Annotated in this window: 23 protein-coding genes; 13 read left to right on the forward strand and 10 right to left on the reverse strand. The window is 63.7% G+C overall.

Features of this window, described 5'->3' with window-relative positions:
* Positions 1 to 2: 2 nt before the first annotated feature.
* The 4 genes from LB538_RS00120 to LB538_RS00135 form a co-directional block, all read right to left on the reverse strand.
* Positions 3 to 341 carry an XdhC family protein gene (locus LB538_RS00120; RefSeq protein ID WP_224525688.1) on the reverse strand — a complete coding sequence of 113 codons (339 nt, stop codon included), beginning with the start codon at positions 339 to 341 and terminating at the stop codon, positions 3 to 5.
* Between the two features lie 86 nt (positions 342 to 427).
* Positions 428 to 1678, reverse strand: coding sequence for a vWA domain-containing protein (locus tag LB538_RS00125; protein WP_224525685.1), 1251 nt, complete (start codon positions 1676 to 1678; stop codon positions 428 to 430).
* Positions 1679 to 1683: 5 nt separating this feature from the next.
* Positions 1684 to 2607 (reverse strand): AAA family ATPase, encoded by a 924-nt coding sequence (locus tag LB538_RS00130; protein ID WP_224525682.1) that lies wholly within the window; start codon positions 2605 to 2607, stop codon positions 1684 to 1686.
* 28 nt (positions 2608 to 2635) lie between these two features.
* Positions 2636 to 3130: a flavin reductase gene (locus LB538_RS00135; RefSeq protein ID WP_095765215.1), complete on the reverse strand. Its 495-nt coding sequence runs from the start codon at positions 3128 to 3130 to the stop codon at positions 2636 to 2638.
* Positions 3131 to 3321: 191 nt separating this feature from the next.
* Between LB538_RS00135 and LB538_RS00140 the strand changes: the two genes are divergently transcribed.
* A complete protein-coding gene (locus tag LB538_RS00140; protein WP_224525679.1) occupies positions 3322 to 4392 on the forward strand; it encodes a branched-chain amino acid ABC transporter substrate-binding protein in 1071 nt (356 codons plus the stop codon).
* A complete protein-coding gene (locus LB538_RS00145) occupies positions 4392 to 5408 on the forward strand; it encodes a P1 family peptidase (protein ID WP_224525677.1) in 1017 nt (338 codons plus the stop codon). The genes LB538_RS00140 and LB538_RS00145 overlap by 1 nt, the downstream gene beginning before the upstream one ends.
* Before the next feature lie 7 nt (positions 5409 to 5415).
* On the opposite strand, the gene LB538_RS00150 is transcribed toward LB538_RS00145, so the two are convergent.
* A complete protein-coding gene (locus tag LB538_RS00150) occupies positions 5416 to 5673 on the reverse strand; it encodes a DUF2171 domain-containing protein (RefSeq protein ID WP_140546895.1) in 258 nt (85 codons plus the stop codon).
* Between the two features lie 262 nt (positions 5674 to 5935).
* Between LB538_RS00150 and purB the strand changes: the two genes are divergently transcribed.
* Entirely contained in the window at positions 5936 to 7243 is a 1308-nt protein-coding gene (gene purB / locus LB538_RS00155; RefSeq protein WP_224525672.1) for an adenylosuccinate lyase, read from the forward strand.
* Between the two features lie 184 nt (positions 7244 to 7427).
* On the opposite strand, the gene LB538_RS00160 is transcribed toward purB, so the two are convergent.
* Positions 7428 to 8240, reverse strand: coding sequence for a VOC family protein (locus LB538_RS00160; RefSeq protein WP_224525669.1), 813 nt, complete (start codon positions 8238 to 8240; stop codon positions 7428 to 7430).
* A 198-nt stretch (positions 8241 to 8438) separates the two neighbouring features.
* Here LB538_RS00160 and LB538_RS00165 point away from each other — a divergent pair, with 198 nt between their 5' ends.
* Positions 8439 to 8996 (forward strand): RBBP9/YdeN family alpha/beta hydrolase, encoded by a 558-nt coding sequence (locus tag LB538_RS00165; RefSeq protein ID WP_224525665.1) that lies wholly within the window; start codon positions 8439 to 8441, stop codon positions 8994 to 8996.
* A gap of 150 nt (positions 8997 to 9146) precedes the next feature.
* Here LB538_RS00165 and LB538_RS00170 read toward each other — a convergent pair whose 3' ends face one another.
* Together LB538_RS00170 and LB538_RS00175 are read right to left on the reverse strand one after the other, a co-directional pair.
* The gene (locus tag LB538_RS00170; RefSeq protein ID WP_095765209.1) at positions 9147 to 9920 is read right to left on the reverse strand and encodes an HpcH/HpaI aldolase family protein; all 774 of its coding nucleotides are present in this window, start codon (positions 9918 to 9920) and stop codon (positions 9147 to 9149) included.
* Between the two features lie 219 nt (positions 9921 to 10139).
* Positions 10140 to 10460, reverse strand: coding sequence for a DUF1476 domain-containing protein (locus LB538_RS00175; protein ID WP_095765208.1), 321 nt, complete (start codon positions 10458 to 10460; stop codon positions 10140 to 10142).
* Positions 10461 to 10734: 274 nt separating this feature from the next.
* On the opposite strand from LB538_RS00175, the gene purC reads away from it, so the two are divergent.
* From purC to LB538_RS00200, 5 genes are all read left to right on the forward strand, one after another.
* Positions 10735 to 11529 (forward strand): phosphoribosylaminoimidazolesuccinocarboxamide synthase, encoded by a 795-nt coding sequence (purC, locus tag LB538_RS00180; protein WP_040995384.1) that lies wholly within the window; start codon positions 10735 to 10737, stop codon positions 11527 to 11529.
* Positions 11530 to 11593: 64 nt separating this feature from the next.
* Positions 11594 to 11833 carry a phosphoribosylformylglycinamidine synthase subunit PurS gene (gene purS, locus LB538_RS00185; protein ID WP_095765207.1) on the forward strand — a complete coding sequence of 80 codons (240 nt, stop codon included), beginning with the start codon at positions 11594 to 11596 and terminating at the stop codon, positions 11831 to 11833.
* 2 nt (positions 11834 to 11835) lie between these two features.
* A complete protein-coding gene (gene purQ, locus LB538_RS00190; RefSeq protein WP_224525663.1) occupies positions 11836 to 12504 on the forward strand; it encodes a phosphoribosylformylglycinamidine synthase subunit PurQ in 669 nt (222 codons plus the stop codon).
* A 37-nt stretch (positions 12505 to 12541) separates the two neighbouring features.
* Positions 12542 to 12952, forward strand: a complete 411-nt coding sequence (locus LB538_RS00195; RefSeq protein WP_224525659.1) for a hypothetical protein — start codon at positions 12542 to 12544, stop codon at positions 12950 to 12952.
* Between the two features lie 7 nt (positions 12953 to 12959).
* Positions 12960 to 13607, forward strand: coding sequence for a Pr6Pr family membrane protein (locus LB538_RS00200; protein ID WP_224525656.1), 648 nt, complete (start codon positions 12960 to 12962; stop codon positions 13605 to 13607).
* A gap of 4 nt (positions 13608 to 13611) precedes the next feature.
* Here the strand turns inward: LB538_RS00200 and LB538_RS00205 are convergent, their stop codons facing one another.
* Positions 13612 to 13953: a DUF1127 domain-containing protein gene (locus tag LB538_RS00205; protein ID WP_411908979.1), complete on the reverse strand. Its 342-nt coding sequence runs from the start codon at positions 13951 to 13953 to the stop codon at positions 13612 to 13614.
* Here LB538_RS00205 and LB538_RS00210 point away from each other — a divergent pair.
* The 4 genes from LB538_RS00210 (at position 13952) to LB538_RS00225 (ending at position 18699) form a co-directional block, all read left to right on the forward strand.
* Positions 13952 to 15361 (forward strand): PLP-dependent aminotransferase family protein, encoded by a 1410-nt coding sequence (locus tag LB538_RS00210; RefSeq protein ID WP_224525654.1) that lies wholly within the window; start codon positions 13952 to 13954, stop codon positions 15359 to 15361. The two genes, LB538_RS00205 and LB538_RS00210, sit on opposite strands and share 2 nt — an antisense overlap.
* A gap of 149 nt (positions 15362 to 15510) precedes the next feature.
* Complete coding sequence (gene purL, locus LB538_RS00215; RefSeq protein ID WP_224525650.1) at positions 15511 to 17742, forward strand: phosphoribosylformylglycinamidine synthase subunit PurL; 2232 nt, start codon at positions 15511 to 15513, stop codon at positions 17740 to 17742.
* A 93-nt stretch (positions 17743 to 17835) separates the two neighbouring features.
* Positions 17836 to 18363: a hypothetical protein gene (locus LB538_RS00220; protein WP_224525647.1), complete on the forward strand. Its 528-nt coding sequence runs from the start codon at positions 17836 to 17838 to the stop codon at positions 18361 to 18363.
* A 102-nt stretch (positions 18364 to 18465) separates the two neighbouring features.
* Positions 18466 to 18699 carry a BolA/IbaG family iron-sulfur metabolism protein gene (locus LB538_RS00225; protein WP_224525643.1) on the forward strand — a complete coding sequence of 78 codons (234 nt, stop codon included), beginning with the start codon at positions 18466 to 18468 and terminating at the stop codon, positions 18697 to 18699.
* Between the two features lie 40 nt (positions 18700 to 18739).
* Here the strand turns inward: LB538_RS00225 and LB538_RS00230 are convergent, their stop codons facing one another.
* A complete protein-coding gene (locus LB538_RS00230; protein ID WP_224525640.1) occupies positions 18740 to 19468 on the reverse strand; it encodes a DJ-1/PfpI family protein in 729 nt (242 codons plus the stop codon).
* Between the last annotated feature and the right edge of the window lie 283 nt (positions 19469 to 19751).

Raw genomic sequence — 19751 nt, forward strand, 5'->3', positions numbered from 1 at the left:
GATCAGCCCAGCCGCTCGACATAGACCTTGATGCGGCCGCCGCAGGACAGGCCCACCTGCCATGCGGTCTCGTCGGCGACGCCAAACTCCAGCATCTTTGCCTTGCCACTGTCGATGACGTCCATCGCCTCCGTCACCACGGCGCCCTCAACACAGCCGCCGGAGACCGAGCCATGGAAATTGCCCTCGGCGTCAATGACCAGATGGCTGCCAACCGGGCGAGGCGCCGAACCCCAGGTCTCGACCACGGTCGCGATGGCGACATTCTTGCCGTCCTTCATCCAGCCTTCCGCGATGATCAGCGGATCGCGGGCCTCGTCGAGATAAATGCTCTCATCCATCGTCGCTTCTCGCAAAGTCTGTTTTTCAAGGGAAACCTTGGTCGTCCCTACGGTAAACGTTGGTTTCCCGCCAAGGAAACATATGGCTACGCAGCCTGCCTCCCGCCAGCTTGCCGCCAGCGGCGCGGGTCGACCGAAGCCGCCCGCCGCTGGTCGAGCGAAGCGCAAAGATCGGCCAGCGCGTCGAGATTGTGCACTGCCCGGAACTCGTCGACATAGGGCAGCATCGCTTTCACGCCACGGGCGCGGGCCTCAAAACCGTCGAAGCGCAACAGCGGATTGAGCCAGATCAGCCGCCGGCAGGATTTTTGCAACCGCTCCATCTCCTGCGAAAGGCCGGCGACGTCGTCGCGCTCCAGTCCGTCGGTGATGAGAAGCACCACGGCGCCCTGCCCCAGCACGCGCCGCGACCACAGCCGGTTGAACTCGGCAAGCGTGTCGCCGATGCGGGTGCCGCCCGACCAGTCCTTCACCGCCGTCGAGCATTCGGCCAACGCCTCGTCGGGATCGCGATGGCGCATCTGGCGGGTCAGGTTGGTCAACCGCGTGCCGAAAACGAAGGCGTGCACGCGCCGGCGCTTCTCCGTCAGCGCATGCAGGAAATGCAGGAAGATGCGCGTATACTGGCTCATCGAGCCGGAAATGTCGGCCAGAACGACCAGCGGCGGATGCGCTTCGCGCGGAGACCGGAATTTCGGCAGGATAAGCTCGCCGCCGGTGCGCGCGGCCGAGCGCATCATGGCGCGCGGATCGATGCGGCCCCCTTGCGCGTCCGCCCTGAAGCGCCGTGTGCGGACAAGATCGAAGGGCAGGCGCAAGGCCGCGATCGCCTTTTTGGCTTCGGCCATCTCCGCCGCATCCATCTGGGCAAAATCCTTGCCGCGCAGCACCTCGTTGCCGGAAAAGGTGAGGCGCGCATCGACCTCGATCTCCGGCACTTCCCGGACCGGTTGATTCTTCCGATGGCCCTCGAACATCGCCTGGCTGACGCGGTTTTCGGCAGCCCGCGGCTTCTGCTTTTCGCGATCGTCCGGCGCAACCGGCGAGAACATCGCCAGCAGCTTCTCGATCAGCTCGCGCGATTTCCAGAACAGGCGGAAGGCGTCGTCGAAGACAGGATGATCCTCGCGCCGCGAGACGAGCACCGCATGCAGCGTCCAGTAGAAATCGTCGCGCGAGCCGATGCCCGCGGCAAGCACCGCCTCGATGGCGTCCTTCACCGACGCCGGGCCGACGCGCATGCCTGCCTTGCGCAACGCACGCGCGAAATAGACGATGTTGTCGGCGATGCGCCCATCGGCGAGCGCTTCCTTGGGTTCCGGACGCGGCACAGGCATCGCGCCTACTCCGCCGCCGACAGCTCGGCCTTCACCTCATTGAGGATGCGCCGGCCCTCGCCCTCGCCGATACGGGCGATATCGTCCTGGTATTTCAAAAGCACGCCGATGGTGTCCGACACGGTCTCCGGATCGAGCGCCACCTTGTCGAGCTCGGTCAGCGCGCCGGCCCAATCGATGGTCTCGGCAACGCCGGGCGCCTTGAACAGTTCCACCTGGCGCAGCTTCTGGATGAAGGACACGACCTCCGCCGAGAGCCGGCGATTCGCCTGCGGCACCTTGCGCCGCACGATCTCCAGCTCGCGCTCGGCGTTCGGATAGTCGACCCAGTGATAGAGGCAGCGACGCTTCAGCGCGTCGTGGATCTCGCGTGTCCGGTTGGTGGTGATGATGACGATCGGCGGTTCTTCCGCCTTGATCGTGCCAAGTTCCGGAACTGTTACCTGGAAATCGGAAAGAATCTCGAGCAGGAACGCCTCGAAAGCTTCGTCGGTGCGATCGAGCTCGTCGATCAGGAACACCGGCGCGGCACCCGCCTTCCCGGTCAGCGCGTCGAGCACCGGGCGGCGGATCAGGTATTTCTCGGAAAAGACGTTACGCTCCATATCGGAGCGGACGACCTTGCCCGCCGCCTCCTCCATGCGGATCTCGATCATCTGCGCGGCGTAATTCCACTCATAGACGGCCGAGGAGACGTCGAGCCCTTCATAGCATTGCAGGCGGATGAGCCGGCGGCCGAGCGTGTCGGCCAGCACTTTGGCGATCTCGGTCTTGCCGACGCCCGCCTCGCCTTCGAGGAACAAGGGCCGCTTCATGCGCAGTGAAAGAAACAGCACCGTCGCCAGCGAACGGTCCGCGACATAATCCGCGCCTGTCAAAAGATCGAGCGTTTCGTCGATCGTTTTCGGCGCGGGGCGCGGCGCGGTCATCTTGTCTCCGTGGATCCCGCTTGCACGTTCAAAGAAAATGATAGCCGCGGTTGTGGTAGATCAGCGGCCGCAAATTATCGCCGATGCGCAGGCCTGTCACCTTGCCAAAAAGCACACGGTGGGTGGCAAGGTCCTTGCTATCGATGATCTCGCAGTCGAACACGGCCAGCGCGCCTTTCAGCGTCGGGGCGCCGGTCGAGATCACATCCCATTCGGCAAGCGCGAAGCGCTCCTCCACCGGCAGGCCGGTGATGCCGGAAAAGGCGACCGATACGGCTTCCTGGTCCGATGCGAGGGTGTTGAGCGCGAACTTGCCGTTCTTGATGAAAGCTTCGTTCTTGGCGTTCTCGCGGTTGAGGCAGACCAGCACCGTCGGCGGGGTGTCCGAGACCGAACAGGCGGCGATCACCGTCGCGCCCCTTTTGCCGCCGGGCCCGTCGGTCGTCACCACATGCACATGGCCGGCAAAATGCGCCATCGCATCGCGATAATGCTGCGGCCCGATATCATTGATCTTCAGCACCCGATGTCCACCTGTCGAAACCAGTTCGTTATATATGGCGGCATATTGCACGCCACAAGTTGCATAGCATGGGCGAAGTGCTTGACCGCAATCCGCAAATTCGCGTGTTGCGCGGCGCTTAGCCAGCCTTTAGGCATTTTCTGGAATAGTGTCGGGACTGTATTCCCGGCATGGAGGATCTCTTAGCCCGAATGCGTCTTCTCACGACGACATCAGCCGTGCTGCTCTGGTTGTCGCTGGCCGCGAGCGCCGACGCCGAGACGCTGGTCGGCATTGCCGCGCCGCTTTCTGGCCCATCGGCGATCCTCGGCAAGCAGATCGAGGCCGGCGCCGGCCTTGCGGCGGAAGCGAACGACATCGCGATCAAGGCCGTGGACGATGCCTGCACCGCCGATGGCGGCGCCGCAGCAGCGAAGGAATTCGTCGACGCCAAGGTCAATGTCGTGGTGGGCTTTCTCTGCACCGACGCGATCGAGGCGGCGCTGCCGATCCTGAAGGATGCCAACATCCCGGTCATCACGGTCGGCGTGCGCACCGAAAGCCTGACCGACCGGCGCGCCAAGACCGGCTGGCCGGTCTACCGGCTCGGCCCGCGCGGCGACGACGAGCGCAATGCGGTCGCCGCCAAGCTAATCCAGCTCTGGCGCGACGACCTGTTCGCCATCGTCGATGACGGCACCATCTATGGCCGCGAGATGGCCGAGACCTTTCGCGCCGCAGCCGAGCAGGCTGCCTTGAAGCCGGTCTTCACCGACACGTTCCGGCCGCAGCTCGACAACCAGATCGGGCTGATCGGCCGGTTGAAGAAGGCCGGCGCGACCAAGGTGTTCGCCGGCGGCGACGGCGAGGATGTCGCCATCATGGGCCGCGACGCCGCCCAGCTCGATGCCGGCATCACCTTTGCCGGCGGCGAAAACCTGCGCACGCCGCCGGGCGATGTGCCCTATGCCGTCGGCACGCTGATGATCGCTCCGCCGGAATGGTCGGAGATCGCCGATCCCAAGGTGGTGCAGGGTTTCGCAGCGAAGAACATCGTGCCGGACGGCTACACGCTTCCGGCCTATGCCGCGGTCGAGGTCGCCAAGGCCGCGCTGGCCGGTGCGCAAAGCACTGGGCAGCCGCTCGGCGAAGCGTTGACCGGCCGTGAATTTGCGACCGCGATCGGCACCGTCCGCTTCGACGACAAGGGCGATCTCAGCCAGAACCCGTTCCGCCTCTTCCGCTTCGACGGCATGCATTTCGTGCCGCTGGAGGATAAGTGATGTTCCGCACCGGTCCGCGCAATCTGATCACCGACGTTGCCGGCCTTCGCGTCGGCAATGCCGCCGACGCCAGGCTCAAATCCGGCGTCACGGTGGTGCTGTGCGACGAGCCTGCGGTTGCCGGCGTCCAGGTGCTGGGCGGCGCGCCGGGCACGCGCGAGACCGACCTGCTCGAGCCGCAGAATTCGATCGCGATGGTCCACGCCGTCGTTCTGTCCGGCGGTTCCGCCTTCGGCCTCGACGCCGCCTCGGGCGTACAGGCGGCGCTGCGCGAAAAGAACATCGGTGTCGAGGTCGGCGGCTTCCGCGTGCCGATCGTGCCGGCCGCGATCCTGTTCGACCTGCGCAATGGCGGCGACAAGGATTGGGGCCGTTACCCGCCCTATCGCGAGCTCGGCTATGAGGCCGTGCAGACGGCAGCAGTGGATTTTGTCATCGGCACGGCTGGCGCCGGCACCGGGGCCCTGACCTCCGGCCTCAAAGGCGGGCTGGGCTCCGCCTCGACCGTGCTTGACAGCGGCGTCACCGTCGGCGCGCTCGCCGCCGTCAATCCGACCGGCTCGGTGACGGTCGGCCGCAGCCGCCATTTCTGGGCGGCGCCTTTCGAGATCGGCGACGAGTTCGGCGGCTTCGGCTACCCGGCCCCGTTGCCTGAAGATGCTAGAAAGATCCTGCTGAAATACCGCGACAGGCAAATGGGCGGCGAGGCCGAAGGCGGCAGCACCACCATCGCCGTCATCGCCACGGACGCCGTCCTGACCAAGGCCGCGGCCAAGCGACTGGCGATTTCGGCGCATGACGGCTTCGCACGCGCCATCTGGCCGACGCACACGCCGGCCGACGGCGATCTTGTCTTTGCCCTGGCGACCGGCAGGAGCGGCATCGAGCTCGGCGCCGATGCCGCGATCGACCTGTTCGCAGCCGCCGGCGCCACCATGGCGCGCGCGATCAGCCGCGGCGTCCATGCGGCGACGCCGGCCGACGGCGACTTGTTTCCGGTCTGGTCGTCGCGTTGACGGCCGATCAAGTCGGATCGGATTTTTCTTCCTCGAAGGTGACCGCGACATCCGAATTCGCGGAGAGCCATACCTTCTGGCCGTCGATCTCCGCGACCAGGGCAAGCGAAATGTAGTGGTGATGGTTCTTGTGCGAGCCCATGCCGCTGTCGGCCTTGGTCAGCTTGATCCGATCACCCTCGACTTTGTCGACGGTGCCGATATGGACGCCGTCGGCGCCGATCACTTCCATGTGTCCGCGTATCTTGCTGATGTCGGTGCTCATGCTGGTTCTCCGCTGGATGGCGATTTGCCCTTTCGGATGCGAGACGGCCGACAATAACAAATGAACGCCGGATTGGATGCATCGCACGGCGCGCCTCGTTCATCGTGGCGTGATAAGCATGACGCTGATGAGACAGATGACAAACCGTCTTGCAGCGCTCGTCGCGGTCAGTACCTGGTTTGCGCGGCAGCGGCGTTGAGCATTGGGCCAGGCTCTGTTAGGACGCGGCCGACGCTTCCCCCAGGCAGGACTTAGAAAACGGATGATCCCTCGCTATTCCCGGCCGGAAATGGTCGCCATCTGGTCGCCCGAAACCCGCTTCCGCATCTGGTTCGAGATCGAGGCGCATGCCTGCGATGCGCTGGCGGAGCTGGGTGTCATTCCGAAGGAAGCGGCGAAGACGATCTGGGAAAAAGGCGGCGCGGCCAAATTCGACGTCGCCAAGATCGACGAGATCGAACGCGTGACCAAGCATGACGTCATCGCTTTCCTGACCCATCTCGCCGAATTCGTCGGACCCGATGCCCGCTTCATCCACCAGGGCATGACCTCGTCGGACGTGCTCGACACCTGCCTTGCCGTGCAGCTGAGCCGGGCCAGCGACATCCTGCTTGCCGATATCGACGCCTTGCTGGCGGCGCTGAAGCGCCGCGCCTTCGAGCACAAGGACACCGTCACCATCGGCCGCAGCCATGGCATCCACGCCGAGCCGACCACCTTCGGCGTCAAACTGGCGCAGGCCTTTGCCGAGTTCTCGCGCTGCCGCGAGCGGCTGGTGCACGCGCGCGAAGACATCGCCACCTGCGCCATCTCCGGCGCCGTCGGCACCTTCGCCAACATCGAGCCTTATGTCGAAGAGCATGTAGCGGCAAAGCTTGGCCTGAAGCCGGAGCCGGTGTCCACGCAGGTCATCCCGCGCGACCGCCATGCCATGTTCTTTGCCACGCTTGGCGTCATCGCCTCGTCGGTCGAACGCCTCGCCATAGAGATCCGCCATCTGCAGCGCACCGAAGTGCTGGAAGCGGAAGAGTATTTCTCGCCAGGCCAGAAGGGCTCGTCGGCTATGCCGCACAAGCGCAACCCGGTGCTGACCGAAAACCTCACCGGCCTTGCCCGGATGGTGCGCGCCTACGCCATGCCGGCGATGGAAGACGTGGCGCTCTGGCACGAGCGCGACATTTCGCATTCCTCGGTCGAGCGCATGATCGGGCCGGATGCGACGGTAACGCTGGATTTCGCGCTGTCGCGCCTGACCGGCGTCGTCGACAAGCTGCTCGTCTACCCCGAGAACATGGAGAAGAACCTCAACAAGTTCCGCGGTCTGGTGCACTCGCAGCGCGTGCTGCTGGCACTGACCCAGGCCGGCCTGTCACGCGAGGACGCCTACCGCCTGGTGCAGCGCAACGCCATGAAAGTGTGGGAACACGGCGCCGATTTCCTGGAGGAACTGCTTGCCGACAAGGACGTGACGGCGGCGCTGCCCGAAGCCGAGATCCGCGAGAAATTCGACCTCGGTTATCATACCAAGCATGTCGACACGATCTTCAAGCGGGTGTTCGGGGCAGCCTGATCTTTCCTTCTCCCCGTTCACGGGGAGAAGGTGCCCGAAGGGCGGATGAGGGGCGGCGCCGACTTCGGTGACTATCGCACCCGTCTGTCGTGAAACATCCTGACGCCGGCGCTGCCCCTCATTGCCCTGCCGGGCATTTCTCCCCGTATAGTGACGGGGAGAAAGACGCTGTCACCGGCGTCGCTCAAGCCTTCCCAGGCACCGTCCTGATCACCGTGCCCCAGGGATCCTCACGGCTCGTCTCCTCCTTCACATTGTCCGAGCGCATCTCGACCCAGGCGAGGCCCGAGCGCGACGGATCGCGGCGGCCGGCGCCGGCGCTCTGCCAGGCATTGGCGCCGATATGGTGGTGGTAATGGCCGGACGACAGGAACACCGCCTGGCCGCCATATTTGGCGACGGTGTCGAAGCCGAACTGGTCATGCCACCAGGCCTCCGCGTCCTCCGGCCGGCCGACACGCAGATGCACATGGCCGACAATGGTGTTTTCCGGCGCGCCCTGCCAGCCGGCATCGCCCGCCGGCACGCTGCCCACCACCGCCTGCAAGTTCAGCCGCTCGGTCGCCATGGCAATTCTGTCGCCGTTCCATTTCCAGTCCTGCGGGCGGCGATCGGCATAGATCTCTATGCCGTTGCCTTCCGGATCGGTGAGATAGAGCGCCTCGCTGACCAGATGGTCCGACGCACCCTCGATGCCGATACGGTTGGCCGCGGCGTGACTGATCCAGCGGCCAAGGTCCGCGCGCGACGGCAGAAGGAAAGCGGTGTGAAAAAGGCCGGCGCTGCGCGGATCGTCGGGCTTGGCCGACGAATCCTGTTCGAGCACCAGCAATGGCCGATTGGCTGCGCCGAGCGTGATCGTGCCGTCGGCGCGGCTCAGTTCCTGCAGGCCGACGACGGCGCGGTAATAGGCCGCCAGGCTTTCGGCATCGCGCGCCTTTAGCCCGACACGCGACACGCTGACCGGGGTGGTCGCGGCAAAAGGCAGTTCGCTCATCAAACTCTCCGTCGGGCAGCGCTTATCCCAGCATGGGATTGTCGTGGCCGCCAGCCATTGTTCCTTGTTCCCCTCCAAATCGTCGATTGCGATCGTTCACACAAGAGAGCAAGAATCGAACAAGTTGTTCACAATTGTGATCGCCCCGAATTTTCCGACAGGGTTGCAGGCAAGAAGGCCGCTCGCTACATCGGCGCCATGAAAGTCAAAGACGCAGATATCCTGATTGTGCCGGGCTACACCAATTCCGGCCCCGAGCACTGGCAGACCCGCTGGCAGTCGAAACTGTCGACGGCGCGCCGGGTCGAGCAGGCGGAATGGACCAAACCCGTGCGTGAGGACTGGACGGCGAGCGTGGCCAACGCCGTCAACGAGGCAGAGCGGCCGGTGGTGCTTGTTGCGCACTCGCTGGGCGTGACGGCGGCGGTGCAGGCCATCCCGCAATTCAAGAAGCCGGTCGCCGGCGCGTTCTTCGTCGCGCCGCCCGACGTCTCCAATCCGGAAATCAGGCCAAGGCATTTGATGACCTTCGGCCCCTATTCGCGCGATCCCCTGCCCTTTCCGTCCATCGTGATCGCCAGCCGCAACGATCCGTTCTGCGCCTTCGAGGTCGCCGAGGACATTGCCGCCGCCTGGGGATCGCTCTTCATCGACGCCGGCGAGGCAGGCCATCTCAACCACGACGCCGGCTTCGGCCCGTGGCCCGAGGGTTCGATGACTTTCGCCAAATTCCTGACGGAACTGAAGCAGCCCTGAGACGGCCCAAGGTGTGTTGAGATTCAGGTCAGGCTGAGTCGAAAATGGTGGATTCCGAGAACCGGAGCGGAGCGTACTTAAAGTACGTGAGCACCGGAAGCGCAGGAAACCGCCATTTGCAGGCCGGCCTCACCTGAATATCAGCACACCTTAGGAGCCGATTGAATCCCGCATGCTTTTCAGCAGCGTTTTCGCGCCGAGCGAGATCAGCGTGTGGTCCGAGCCCATGGCGAGCAGCCGAAAACCCATCGACACGACGCGCCCGGCAATCGCCGGTTCGATGACATAGATCGCCGCATGCTTGCCGGCCTTGCGGGTCCGCTCGGCGATCGACGCGACCGTCTCCATCATGCTTTCCAGCGTCGAGTTGATGGTGGTGCCGTTCGACCAGGCGATCGAGAAATCCGACGGACCGACGAAGATGCCGTCGATGCCGGGCGTATCCAAAATACCGTCCAGCGCCTCGAGGGCAGCCCGCGTCTCGACCATGGCGAAAGCCATGGTGCGCTGGTTCGTGTCGCGCAGCCATTCGGCATGGTCGCCCTTGCCATGGCGCGGGAAAGCATAGGTCGGGCCCCAGGAGCGTTCGCCCAGCGGCGGATATTTCATCGCGGCGGCGAACTGCCTTGCATCGGCAACGGAGTTCACCATCGGCGCGATCACCGCCTCGGCACCGAAATCGAGCGCGCGGCTCGCCATGTCGAAGCGTCCGACCGGAATGCGCACCAGCGCCGGCTTGTTGGCGGCGAGCACCGGCACCAGGCCGCGCAGCACGCTGTCCTCATGATGTCCGCCATGCTGCATGTCGAGCGTGACGGCGTCAAAGCCCTGCTTGGCGATGATTTCGACCGTCAGCGCGTCCGGCACGCCCGACCAGGCGGTGAACAGCGTTTCGTCGGCGGCCAGGCGGGATTTGAGCGACATCGGAACTTTCCTTGTGAACAATCCGCAGTTTTGGCCGGAAACGACGTGAAGGCAAAGAAAAACCGCCCGGCTTGGCCGGGCGGTCGATTGGTCCAGTCAGAGCAATTCCAGGAAAAGTGTGTAACGGCTTTCCGTCCGGTATTGCGTAAAAACAAAGAGATAGGGGATGATGCCGAAACGCGCAAAGCGGTTGTCGGACGACATCATGTCCGCACAGCCTCAGCTGTTCTTGATCTCCTCGATCGCCTGCGCCATCAGCTCGTCCATGGTGCGGCGGATCTGATGGTCGGACTGGGCGACGCCGGCCGCGTCAAAATCCGTGCGTATCTTGCGGAAAACATCGTGGTCGCCCGCTTCCTCGATATCGGAGACCACCACTTCCTTGGCATAGGCTTCGGCATCGGCGCCGGATTTGCCCAGTTTCTCGGCGGCCCACAGACCAAGCGCCTTGTTGCGGCGCGCCGCGGCCTTGAAGCGAAGCTCCTCGTCGAAGGCGAATTTGCGCTCAAAACCCTCTTCGCGGTCTTTCATGCTGCTCATAACGTCCCTCCGGTCAATCCGATTCGCTTGGCGGTAAATATGTGTGGTGGGCAAGCACAAACCAAAAGGCCGCGGGCCGGTCAATATGCTTCGTCGCATGCTGCGCTGCGGCATTTCAGTCCCGAAAGCGGTTGATTCGCGGGATTTGCGGATTGAGCAAACAAGACGATTGCGATAACACCGGCATTGAACGCCGCCTTCGCCATACTAATTTAGGCAGACGGGCAGGAACCGGTCACTCGCCGCTTGCCCGCAGATCCAGAGAAAAAATCAAATGAAAAATCGCCGCCGCATTTACGAAGGCAAGGCCAAGATCCTCTATGAGGGCCCTGAGCCGGGGACGCTGATCCAGTTTTTCAAGGACGATGCCACCGCTTTCAACAAGAAGAAGCATGAAGTGGTCGATGGCAAGGGCGTGCTCAACAACCGCATTTCCGAGCACATCTTCAACCACTTGAACCGGATGGGCATCCCGACCCACTTCATCCGCCGGCTCAACATGCGCGAGCAGCTGATCAAGGAAGTCGAGATCATCCCGCTCGAGGTCGTGGTGCGCAACGTCGCCGCCGGCTCGCTGTCCAAGCGCCTCGGCATCGAGGAAGGCACGGTGCTGCCGCGCTCGATCATTGAATTCTACTACAAGGCCGACGCGCTCGACGACCCGATGGTGTCGGAAGAGCATATCACCGCCTTCGGCTGGGCAAGCCCCCAGGAAATCGACGACATCATGGCCCTGGCCATCCGCGTCAACGACTTCCTGTCCGGCCTGTTCCTCGGCGTCGGCATCCAGCTGGTCGACTTCAAGATCGAATGCGGCCGCCTGTTCGAGGGCGACATGATGCGCATCGTCGTCGCCGACGAGATCTCGCCGGACTCCTGCAGACTGTGGGACGTCGCCACCCAGGACAAGCTCGACAAGGACCGTTTCCGCCGCGATATGGGCGGCCTTGTCGAAGCCTATCAGGAAGTTGCCCGCCGTCTCGGCATCATCAACGAGAACGAGCCGCCGCGCCCCACGGGCCCCGTGCTCGTCGCCTCTTCCGAGGCGCCCAAGGGCCTGAAGCACTGAACATTGACGGGCCTGCCGGACAATGGCAGGCCTTTCCCAAACGACGATCTGCCCAGGAGCATCGATGAAAGCCCGTATCACCGTGACCCTCAAGAACGGCGTCCTCGACCCGCAGGGCAAGGCGATCGAGCACGCGCTCTCCGGGCTGGGCTTCGACGGCGTCGGCCAAGTGCGGCAGGGCAAGGTGTTCGACATCGAACTCGCCGGAACCGACAAGGCCAAGGCCGAAGCCGACCTAAAGGCCATGTGCGACAAGCTTCTGGCGAACACGGTTATCGAAAACTACGCGGTGGAGATCGCCTGACAATGAAATCAGCCGTCGTCCTTCTGCCTGGCCTCAACCGCGACCGCGACATGATCGCGGCGCTGACCAAGATTTCCGGCCAGGCGCCGGCGACCGTCTGGCAGACCGACACAGAAATCCCCGATGTCGACCTGATCGCTATCCCGGGCGGCTTCTCCTTCGGCGACTATCTGCGCTGCGGCGCCATCGCGGCGCGCATGCCGGTGATGCGAGCGGTCGCCGAAAAGGCGGCCAAGGGCGTGACCGTTATCGGCGTCTGCAACGGCTTCCAGATTCTGGTCGAGGCGGGACTGCTGCCCGGCGCCCTGATGCGCAACGCGTCGCTGAAATTCGTCTGCCGGCAGGTGAAGCTCGAGATCGCCAACGCCAACACCATGTTCACCCGCGGCTACCAGCCTGGACAGGTCATCCGCTCGCCGGTGGCGCATCATGACGGCAACTATTTCGCCGATGCCGAGACGCTTGCCCGGCTCGAAGGCGAAGGCCAGGTGGTGTTCCGCTATGCGGAAAACACCAACCCCAACGGCTCGATCAACGACATTGCCGGCATCGTCAACGACAAGGGCAATGTGCTCGGCCTGATGCCGCATCCGGAAAACCTGATCGAAGCGGCGCATGGCGGCAATGACGGACGGGCGCTGTTCGAAAGCGCGCTCGGCATCGCTGCCTGATCCTTAACATCCTATCGGAACGCGGGGCGGACTGACCATGAGACTGACGATCGCTCGCCTTGCTCTCCTGGCCGCCGCCGGGCTCGCCTTGGCTTCCTGCCAGTCCAGCCCCAAGACCACGCCGATTCCCTCAGGCAAGAGCGCCTCGCTGCTCGCCATGGAACAGGTTGCCATCGCTGCGCACAAATGCTGGATCGCCAGCAAGGACCCGGCCTTCAAGCCCTACCAGATGGCCAATGAGCTCAATTCCTACAGCGGCACGCCGCGCTTCCTGCTGGTGCCCGCCAAGCATTATGGCGGCAAGCCGCTGCTGGTCGTGCAGGCGCAGGGCAGTTCCAGCCGCGTCGACGCCTTCGGGCCGCTGATGAACGAGCCGCTCGGCGCGCGCATCAGTTCCGATATCGCCCGCTGGCAGGCCGGCAATCCGTCCTGCGCGGCTGCCGCCTGAGATTGCCATGGGCCGGTTCCTGCAGATGGCGGGACTGGCTGTCGGGCTGATTGCGCTTGTCCTGCAATTCGCCATCACCATCCCGGCATCGATGGCCGCAGGCCGCGGCCTGCTCGGCTCGATCGTCTTCTATTTCAGCTTCTTCACCATCCTGACCAACATCGCCGCTGTGATGGTGCACGCCTCGCTGCTGTCACCCGCCGGCTATGCCTGGTTCCCGGCCTTTGCCGGACCGCGGACGCGGACTGGCGTAGCCGTGGCCATGACTTTGGTTTTCATCGTCTACACCACAGTCCTGGCGAAGCTCTGGCAGCCGCGGGGTTTGTTCCTGCTCTGCGACGTCCTCTTGCACTATGTGACGCCGGCGCTGTTCGTGCTGTGGTGGCTGGTGGCGGGCGCCGATGGCAGGCGGCAGTGGAGCGACATCGCCTGGTGGATGATCTATCCGGTCGCCTATCTCGCCTACGCGCTGATACGCGCGCCCTTCGCCGGCGAAATACCCTACCCATTCCTCGACGTCGCCAAGAACGGCGCCGCCAGCGTTGCCTTTTCGGCGCTTGGCGTCACGGCCCTGTTCATCGCATTGAGCGTGCTCGCCGTGCTTGTCGATCACGGTATCGGCCGGTTGCGAAGAAAGCCCGCAACCCGAAGATAGACCATCATTCCCAAAATGGCCTGATGCCTTCGCGATGGGCGTCGCAGCGCGAGACGCCGATATCCTTGAGCTGCTCGTCCGTCATCTCCATAAGCGCGAGGCGGCTGCGCCTGCGCTCCAGCATCCGGTCGATCTGCCTTACGATGGAACGGAGCACAACCGCCATGCGGGCGACGAACCCGCGATGGGCCAAGGGATCGACCTGCGCGCCAAAAGCCGGGCGAGCATAGCGAATTGTCTCGATTGTATCCATTGTCATTCTGCCTTGTTCCGATTGTACCTTCCCAATCGCGAGATCGATATGAATTGACTCATCGCGCGGTGCAATATAGAAAATTGTCACCATGACAAATTGGATCCCCGATCTTTCCTCTGGCTCCGGTCCGCTCTATCAGCGCCTTGCTGACAGCATTGAGTCAGATATCGACAAGGGCGTCATCGATGCCGGTGCAAAACTGCCGCCGCAGCGTGACCTCGCCTACGACATCGGCACGACCGTCGGCACCATCGGCAGGGCCTATCAGCTGCTGCGCGAGCGGGGCCTTGTGAGCGGCGAGGTCGGCCGCGGCACCTATGTGCTAGGCCAGCGCGCCGCAGACCCGAAGCCGGATTTGGAACCTGGCATCCAGGGCACGCGCCCCATCGATGCGCCGAGCGGCAAGCTGCGCTTCGACAGCACCGCCGCGCCCGATGTCGGCCAGGGCGCGGTGATTGCCGACATGCTGGCACGCACGGCGCAGGAGCATCCGCACGACATTTCGAGCTACACGCGGGACTTTCCCGAACGCTGGTACGAAGCCGGAAGCCGCTGGCTGGCACGCAATGCCTTCCGCCCCTCGCTCGATTCGATCGTGCCGACGCTGGGTACCCATGCTGCGGTCATGGCGGCGATCGCTGCGCTGACCATGCCCGGCGACTACGTGGTCTTCGAGCATCTCACCTATTCGCAGATCGCGCGCAGCGCCGGGCTGATCGGCCGCCGCACGGCGTTGGTTTCGACCGACGACGATGGTATCGACCCGGATGATTTCGAGCGCGTCTGCGCGCAGAAACATCCAAAGCTGATGTTCCTGATGCCGACCGCGAAGAACCCGACGCTGGTGACGTTGTCGGCGGAGCGACGGCAGGCGATCGCCAAGATCGCGCGCGAATACAATGTCGCGCTGATCGAGGACGATCTCTACGGCGAGCTCACCGACGACCCGACACCGCTGCTGGCCGAATATGCGCCCGAGCGCACGATCGTCGCCGGCGGCCTGTCAAAGTCGGTCGCGGCAGGCGTGCGCGGCGGCTGGCTTTCCTGCCCGCCGGCCTACCGCCACCGCATCCGTGTCGCCCACAAGATGATGACCGGCGGCCTGCCCTTTCTGCTGGCCGAGGTCGGCACGAGGCTGGTGATGTCGGGCCAGGCGGGCGAGATCCGCAAGCGCTGCATTGGCGAAATCCAGGCGCGCCTCGCCATCGTGCGCGAAGTGCTGGCGGGTTTTGATTTCAAGGCGCGCGACAACGTGCCCTTCGTCTGGCTGACCTTGCCGGACCCTTGGCTGTCCGGCACTTTCAAGAACGCCTGCCTGGCGCAAGGCGTGCTCATCGACGACGAGGACGAGTTCAAGGCCGGCCGCTCCGAGCAGGTCTTTCACGGCGTGCGCTTTGGCGTGTCGCAGCCGCGGCAAAGCACGGATGTCGCCGGCGGCGTCGCCGTCATCCGCCGCCTGCTTGACGAAGGCCGCGCCGGCTACGACAGTTTTTCCTGATCAAGCTGGCGAGCTCTAGGCCCTGGCCTCCGCCGGCAGGGGCCGTTTTCCGGCTTTTTTCGTCATCCGGTGGGGTGTATCGCGCGAAAGCTTGCGATAAGAGGAGACTCAAAGAAACTCCCCTCTTCCACGGACAAAAATCGCCGCTCATGACCATTTCCAATTCCGTGCCGATCACTCCCGAGCTCGTCGCCGCGCATGGGCTGAAGCCGGACGAATACCAGCGCATCCTCGATCTGGTCGGCCGCGAGCCAAGCTTCACCGAGCTCGGCATCTTCTCGGCGATGTGGAACGAGCACTGCTCCTACAAGTCCTCCAAGAAATGGCTGCGCACGCTGCCGACCAGCGGTCCGCAGGTCATCCAGGGTCCAGGCGAGAATGCCGGCGTGGTCGACATCGGCGACGGTGACTGCGTCGTCTTCAAGATGGAGAGCCACAACCACCCCTCTTACATCGAACCTTATCAGGGTGCCGCGACCGGCGTCGGCGGCATCCTGCGCGACGTCTTCACAATGGGCGCCAGGCCGGTGGCGGCAATGAACGCGCTTCGCTTCGGCGCGCCGGATCATCCCAAGACCCGGCACCTTGTCGCGGGCGTGGTTTCGGGCGTCGGCGGCTACGGCAATTCCTTCGGCGTGCCGACCGTCGGCGGCGAAGTCAATTTCGATGCTCGCTACAACGGCAACATTCTGGTCAATGCCTTCGCGGCGGGTCTTGCCAAGACCAACGCCATCTTCCTGTCGCAGGCCAAGGGCGTCGGCCTGCCGGTCGTCTATCTCGGCGCCAAGACCGGGCGCGACGGCGTCGGCGGCGCCACCATGGCCTCGGCCGAATTCGACGACAAGATCGAGGAGAAGCGTCCGACCGTGCAGGTCGGAGATCCCTTCACCGAAAAATGCCTGCTGGAGGCCTGTCTCGAGCTGATGGCGTCGGGCGCCGTCATCGCCATCCAGGACATGGGTGCGGCCGGCCTCACCTGCTCGGCGGTCGAGATGGGCGCCAAGGGCGACCTCGGCATCGAGCTCGACCTTGACAAGGTGCCGGTGCGCGAGGAGCGCATGAGCGCCTATGAGATGATGCTGTCGGAAAGCCAGGAGCGCATGCTGATGGTGCTGCGCCCCGAGAAGGAAGAGGAAGCCGAGGCGATCTTCCGCAAATGGGGCCTCGACTTCGCCATCGTCGGCAAGACCACCGATGACCTGCGCTTCCGCGTCATCCACCAGGGTGACGAGGTCGCCAATCTGCCGATCAAGGAACTGGGCGACGAGGCGCCGGAATATGACCGCCCCTGGATCGAGGCGAAGAAACCAACGCCGCTTGCCGCGAACGACGCACCGAAGGCCGACGTCGCCGACGCGCTGCTCAAGATGCTGGGGGGGCCGGATCTCTCCTCGCGCCGCTGGGTGTGGGAGCAGTATGACACGCTGATCCAGGGCAATTCGCTACAGCTTCCAGGCGGCGATGCCGGCGTCGTGCGCGTCGAAGGTCACCCGACCAAGGCGCTGGCCTTTTCCTCCGACGTCACGCCGCGCTACTGCGAGGCCGATCCTTACGAAGGCGGCAAGCAGGCTGTGGCCGAATGCTGGCGCAACCTGACGGCAACGGGCGCCCTGCCGCTTGCTGCCACCGACAATCTCAATTTCGGCAATCCGGAGCGGCCGGAGATCATGGGTCAGCTCGTCGGCGCCATCAAAGGCATCGGCGATGCCTGCCGCGCGCTCGGCTTCCCGATCGTGTCGGGCAATGTCTCGCTCTACAACGAAACCAATGGCCGCGGCATCCTGCCGACCCCGACGATCGGCGGCGTCGGCCTCATCGCCGACTGGTCGAAGATGGCGCGCATCGGCTTTGCTGCCGAGGGCCAGATGATCGTGCTTGTCGGCGCGCCACCGACATGGGGCAGCCATCTCGGCCAGTCCGCCTATATGCGTGACATCCATGGCCGCTCCGACGGTCCGCCGCCGCCCGTCGACCTCGCGCATGAGAAGCGCGTCGGCGACCATGTGCGCTCGCTGATCGCTTCCGGCATCGTGACATCGGCCCACGATGTCTCCGACGGCGGCCTGGCGGTAGCGCTGGCCGAAATGGCTATGGCCTCCGGCATCGGCGCCACCATCCCCGGCCTCACCGGCACCGACCCGATTCCGGTCTGGTTCGGCGAGGACCAAGGCCGCTATCTATTGACGTTATCGATCGACCCGCAAAGCGGCGAATGGGACAGGATCCGCGAGGAGCAGAGCAAGCTCGGCATCTTCGCGCCATGGATCGGCACCACCGGCGGACGTGAATTGAAGCTGGGTGACGCACGGCCGATCCCGGTCAGTGAATTGACCGCCGCCCATGAGGGCTGGTTCCCGCGCTTCATGGATCAGGCCAGTTGACCAGAAGCATGTCTCCCGAAAGTGTGCAGCGGTTTCGGGAAAAAGACATGCCTACGACAAAAGACCTAAATCATGTCGCATAGATCCTTTTTTATGCGACATGATTTAACCGCCAGGGCGCTGGTCGCAGTCGTCTTCTGGCCGTCTCTGTTCTTCTTCTGGTTTCTCGGACCGTTCGCCCTGTTCCTGCTGTCGACGACCTCGAGCGAGGTCTGCCCCCGGCTAGAAACCCGCGCCGAGTTCCTGGCGGCGGCAAACGGCACGCTGCCGATGCTCATCGTGCAGAGCCTGATCTACGCGGTTCCAATCGCCTGCCTCGTGCTGTGGAACAGGTTTTCTCCGGAGCCGGCGCGGGCGAAGCACATCGCGACCTGCATCAAGCTCTTTGCCGTTGCCGCCGCGGTCGGGGCGGTTTGGGACTATGGCTCGTCCTTGATCTGCGACGGCTACGGTCAGGCCTTCTTCTCAACTGCATGGCGGATGACGAGCTATCTTCCCATCGTCGGCCTGCTGATCAACGTCCCGCTCTACGTGCTGGTCTTCAGCCTCGGCCGCGCCTATTCGACGCGCGATGACATCAGCGAGGACGGTGTGGTTCATCCGAGCCCGGATAATTCCTAGGCTTCCTTCTGCGACGGAACGGCTTCAATCCGGGCTGGAAAGGTTCTAGGCTCTACCCCGAGTCACACCACACAGCCTGCCCGCTTGAAACAGGATTTTGCCATGGCAATGGATGCCCACGACATCGAAAAACTGATCAAGGAAGGCATTCCCGACGCCAAAGTGACCATCCGCGACCTGGCCGGCGACGGCGATCATTATGCGGCCGAAGTGGTGGCCGAGAGTTTCCGGGGCAAAAGCCGCGTCCAGCAGCACCAGCTGGTCTATGACGCGCTGAAGGGCAAGATGGGCGGTGTCCTGCATGCTCTGGCGCTGCAGACCAGCGTTCCGGACTAGTGCTTGAAATCTGACGGCTCGTATTGGAGTTGTAGGTCCCTTAGCGCGGAAATTTGCCGGGGATGACCAATTTTTTGAGTCCTTCGCGAATCCCCGTGTAGGCCTTTTCGTTGCGTTGAACCATGAGCGCGATGGCCGCCTCGGATGCCTTGTCAGGGTGACCTGAATCAAAGGGAGGAGACGGGTCGTACTCGATCCCGAGTTGGATGGCTTGCGCGACCTCCGGTCCAGCAAGTTCGGCGACGATGCGGAATGCGAAGTCAATCCCCGAAGTGACGCCGCCCGAGGTGAAGACATTGCCGTCGCGCACTACCCGGCCCTTTTCGTGACTGGCGCCGACCAAGGGGAGCAGATCGACGTAGGCCCAATGTGTCGCAGCCCTACGTCCCTTCAACAACCCGGCTGCACCAAGAAGAAAGGCGCCCATGCAAACAGAGGTTACATATTCTGCCTGCTCGCCCTGGCGGCGAATGAAATCGATCGTCTCGAAATCGGCGAGAGCTTCTACGACGCCTGCGCCACCGGGCAGGCAAATCAGGTCTAGTTGGGGACAGCTCTGAAACGTGCAGGTGGGCATGATGCCGAGACCGCGGTCGCTCGAAACCGGTAGCATGGTCTTCGCGACAACGTGGGTTCTCGATTGAGGGAACTTGCTGGCCGCAGAGATCGAGGCAGGCGTTCCAAGCCGGCTCAAGACTTCAAACGGGCCAGTAAAGTCGAGTTGCGTGATTCCAGGGAAGATCACGAAGCCGATATCGAAACCGGACATGCCGCATTCGCCTCCAAATGCCCAGAACGCCGGCTTGGCGCAGTGGAGATCATCGCGCTTGGTGAAGATATGCGCAACGGGTCACAGCTCCGAGGGGGCAGATCTGGGCCGGGAGACGTCTTCCGCGTCGGGCACCAAGCTCAGATTCATCACTACGAATCCACCGTCACTCGGTTTGGCCCAAACCGCGCCGACTTTTGCGCCATTGGGCCAGCGTCACGGCTAACGTCTTGTTTCAGCCAACCTATGGGTTTATTTGAAGGACATGCTTCGAGCCTGACTC

The sequence above is a fragment of the Mesorhizobium sp. Ca11 genome, assembly GCF_020165275.1.
In the GTDB taxonomy this organism is placed as follows: domain Bacteria; phylum Pseudomonadota; class Alphaproteobacteria; order Rhizobiales; family Rhizobiaceae; genus Mesorhizobium.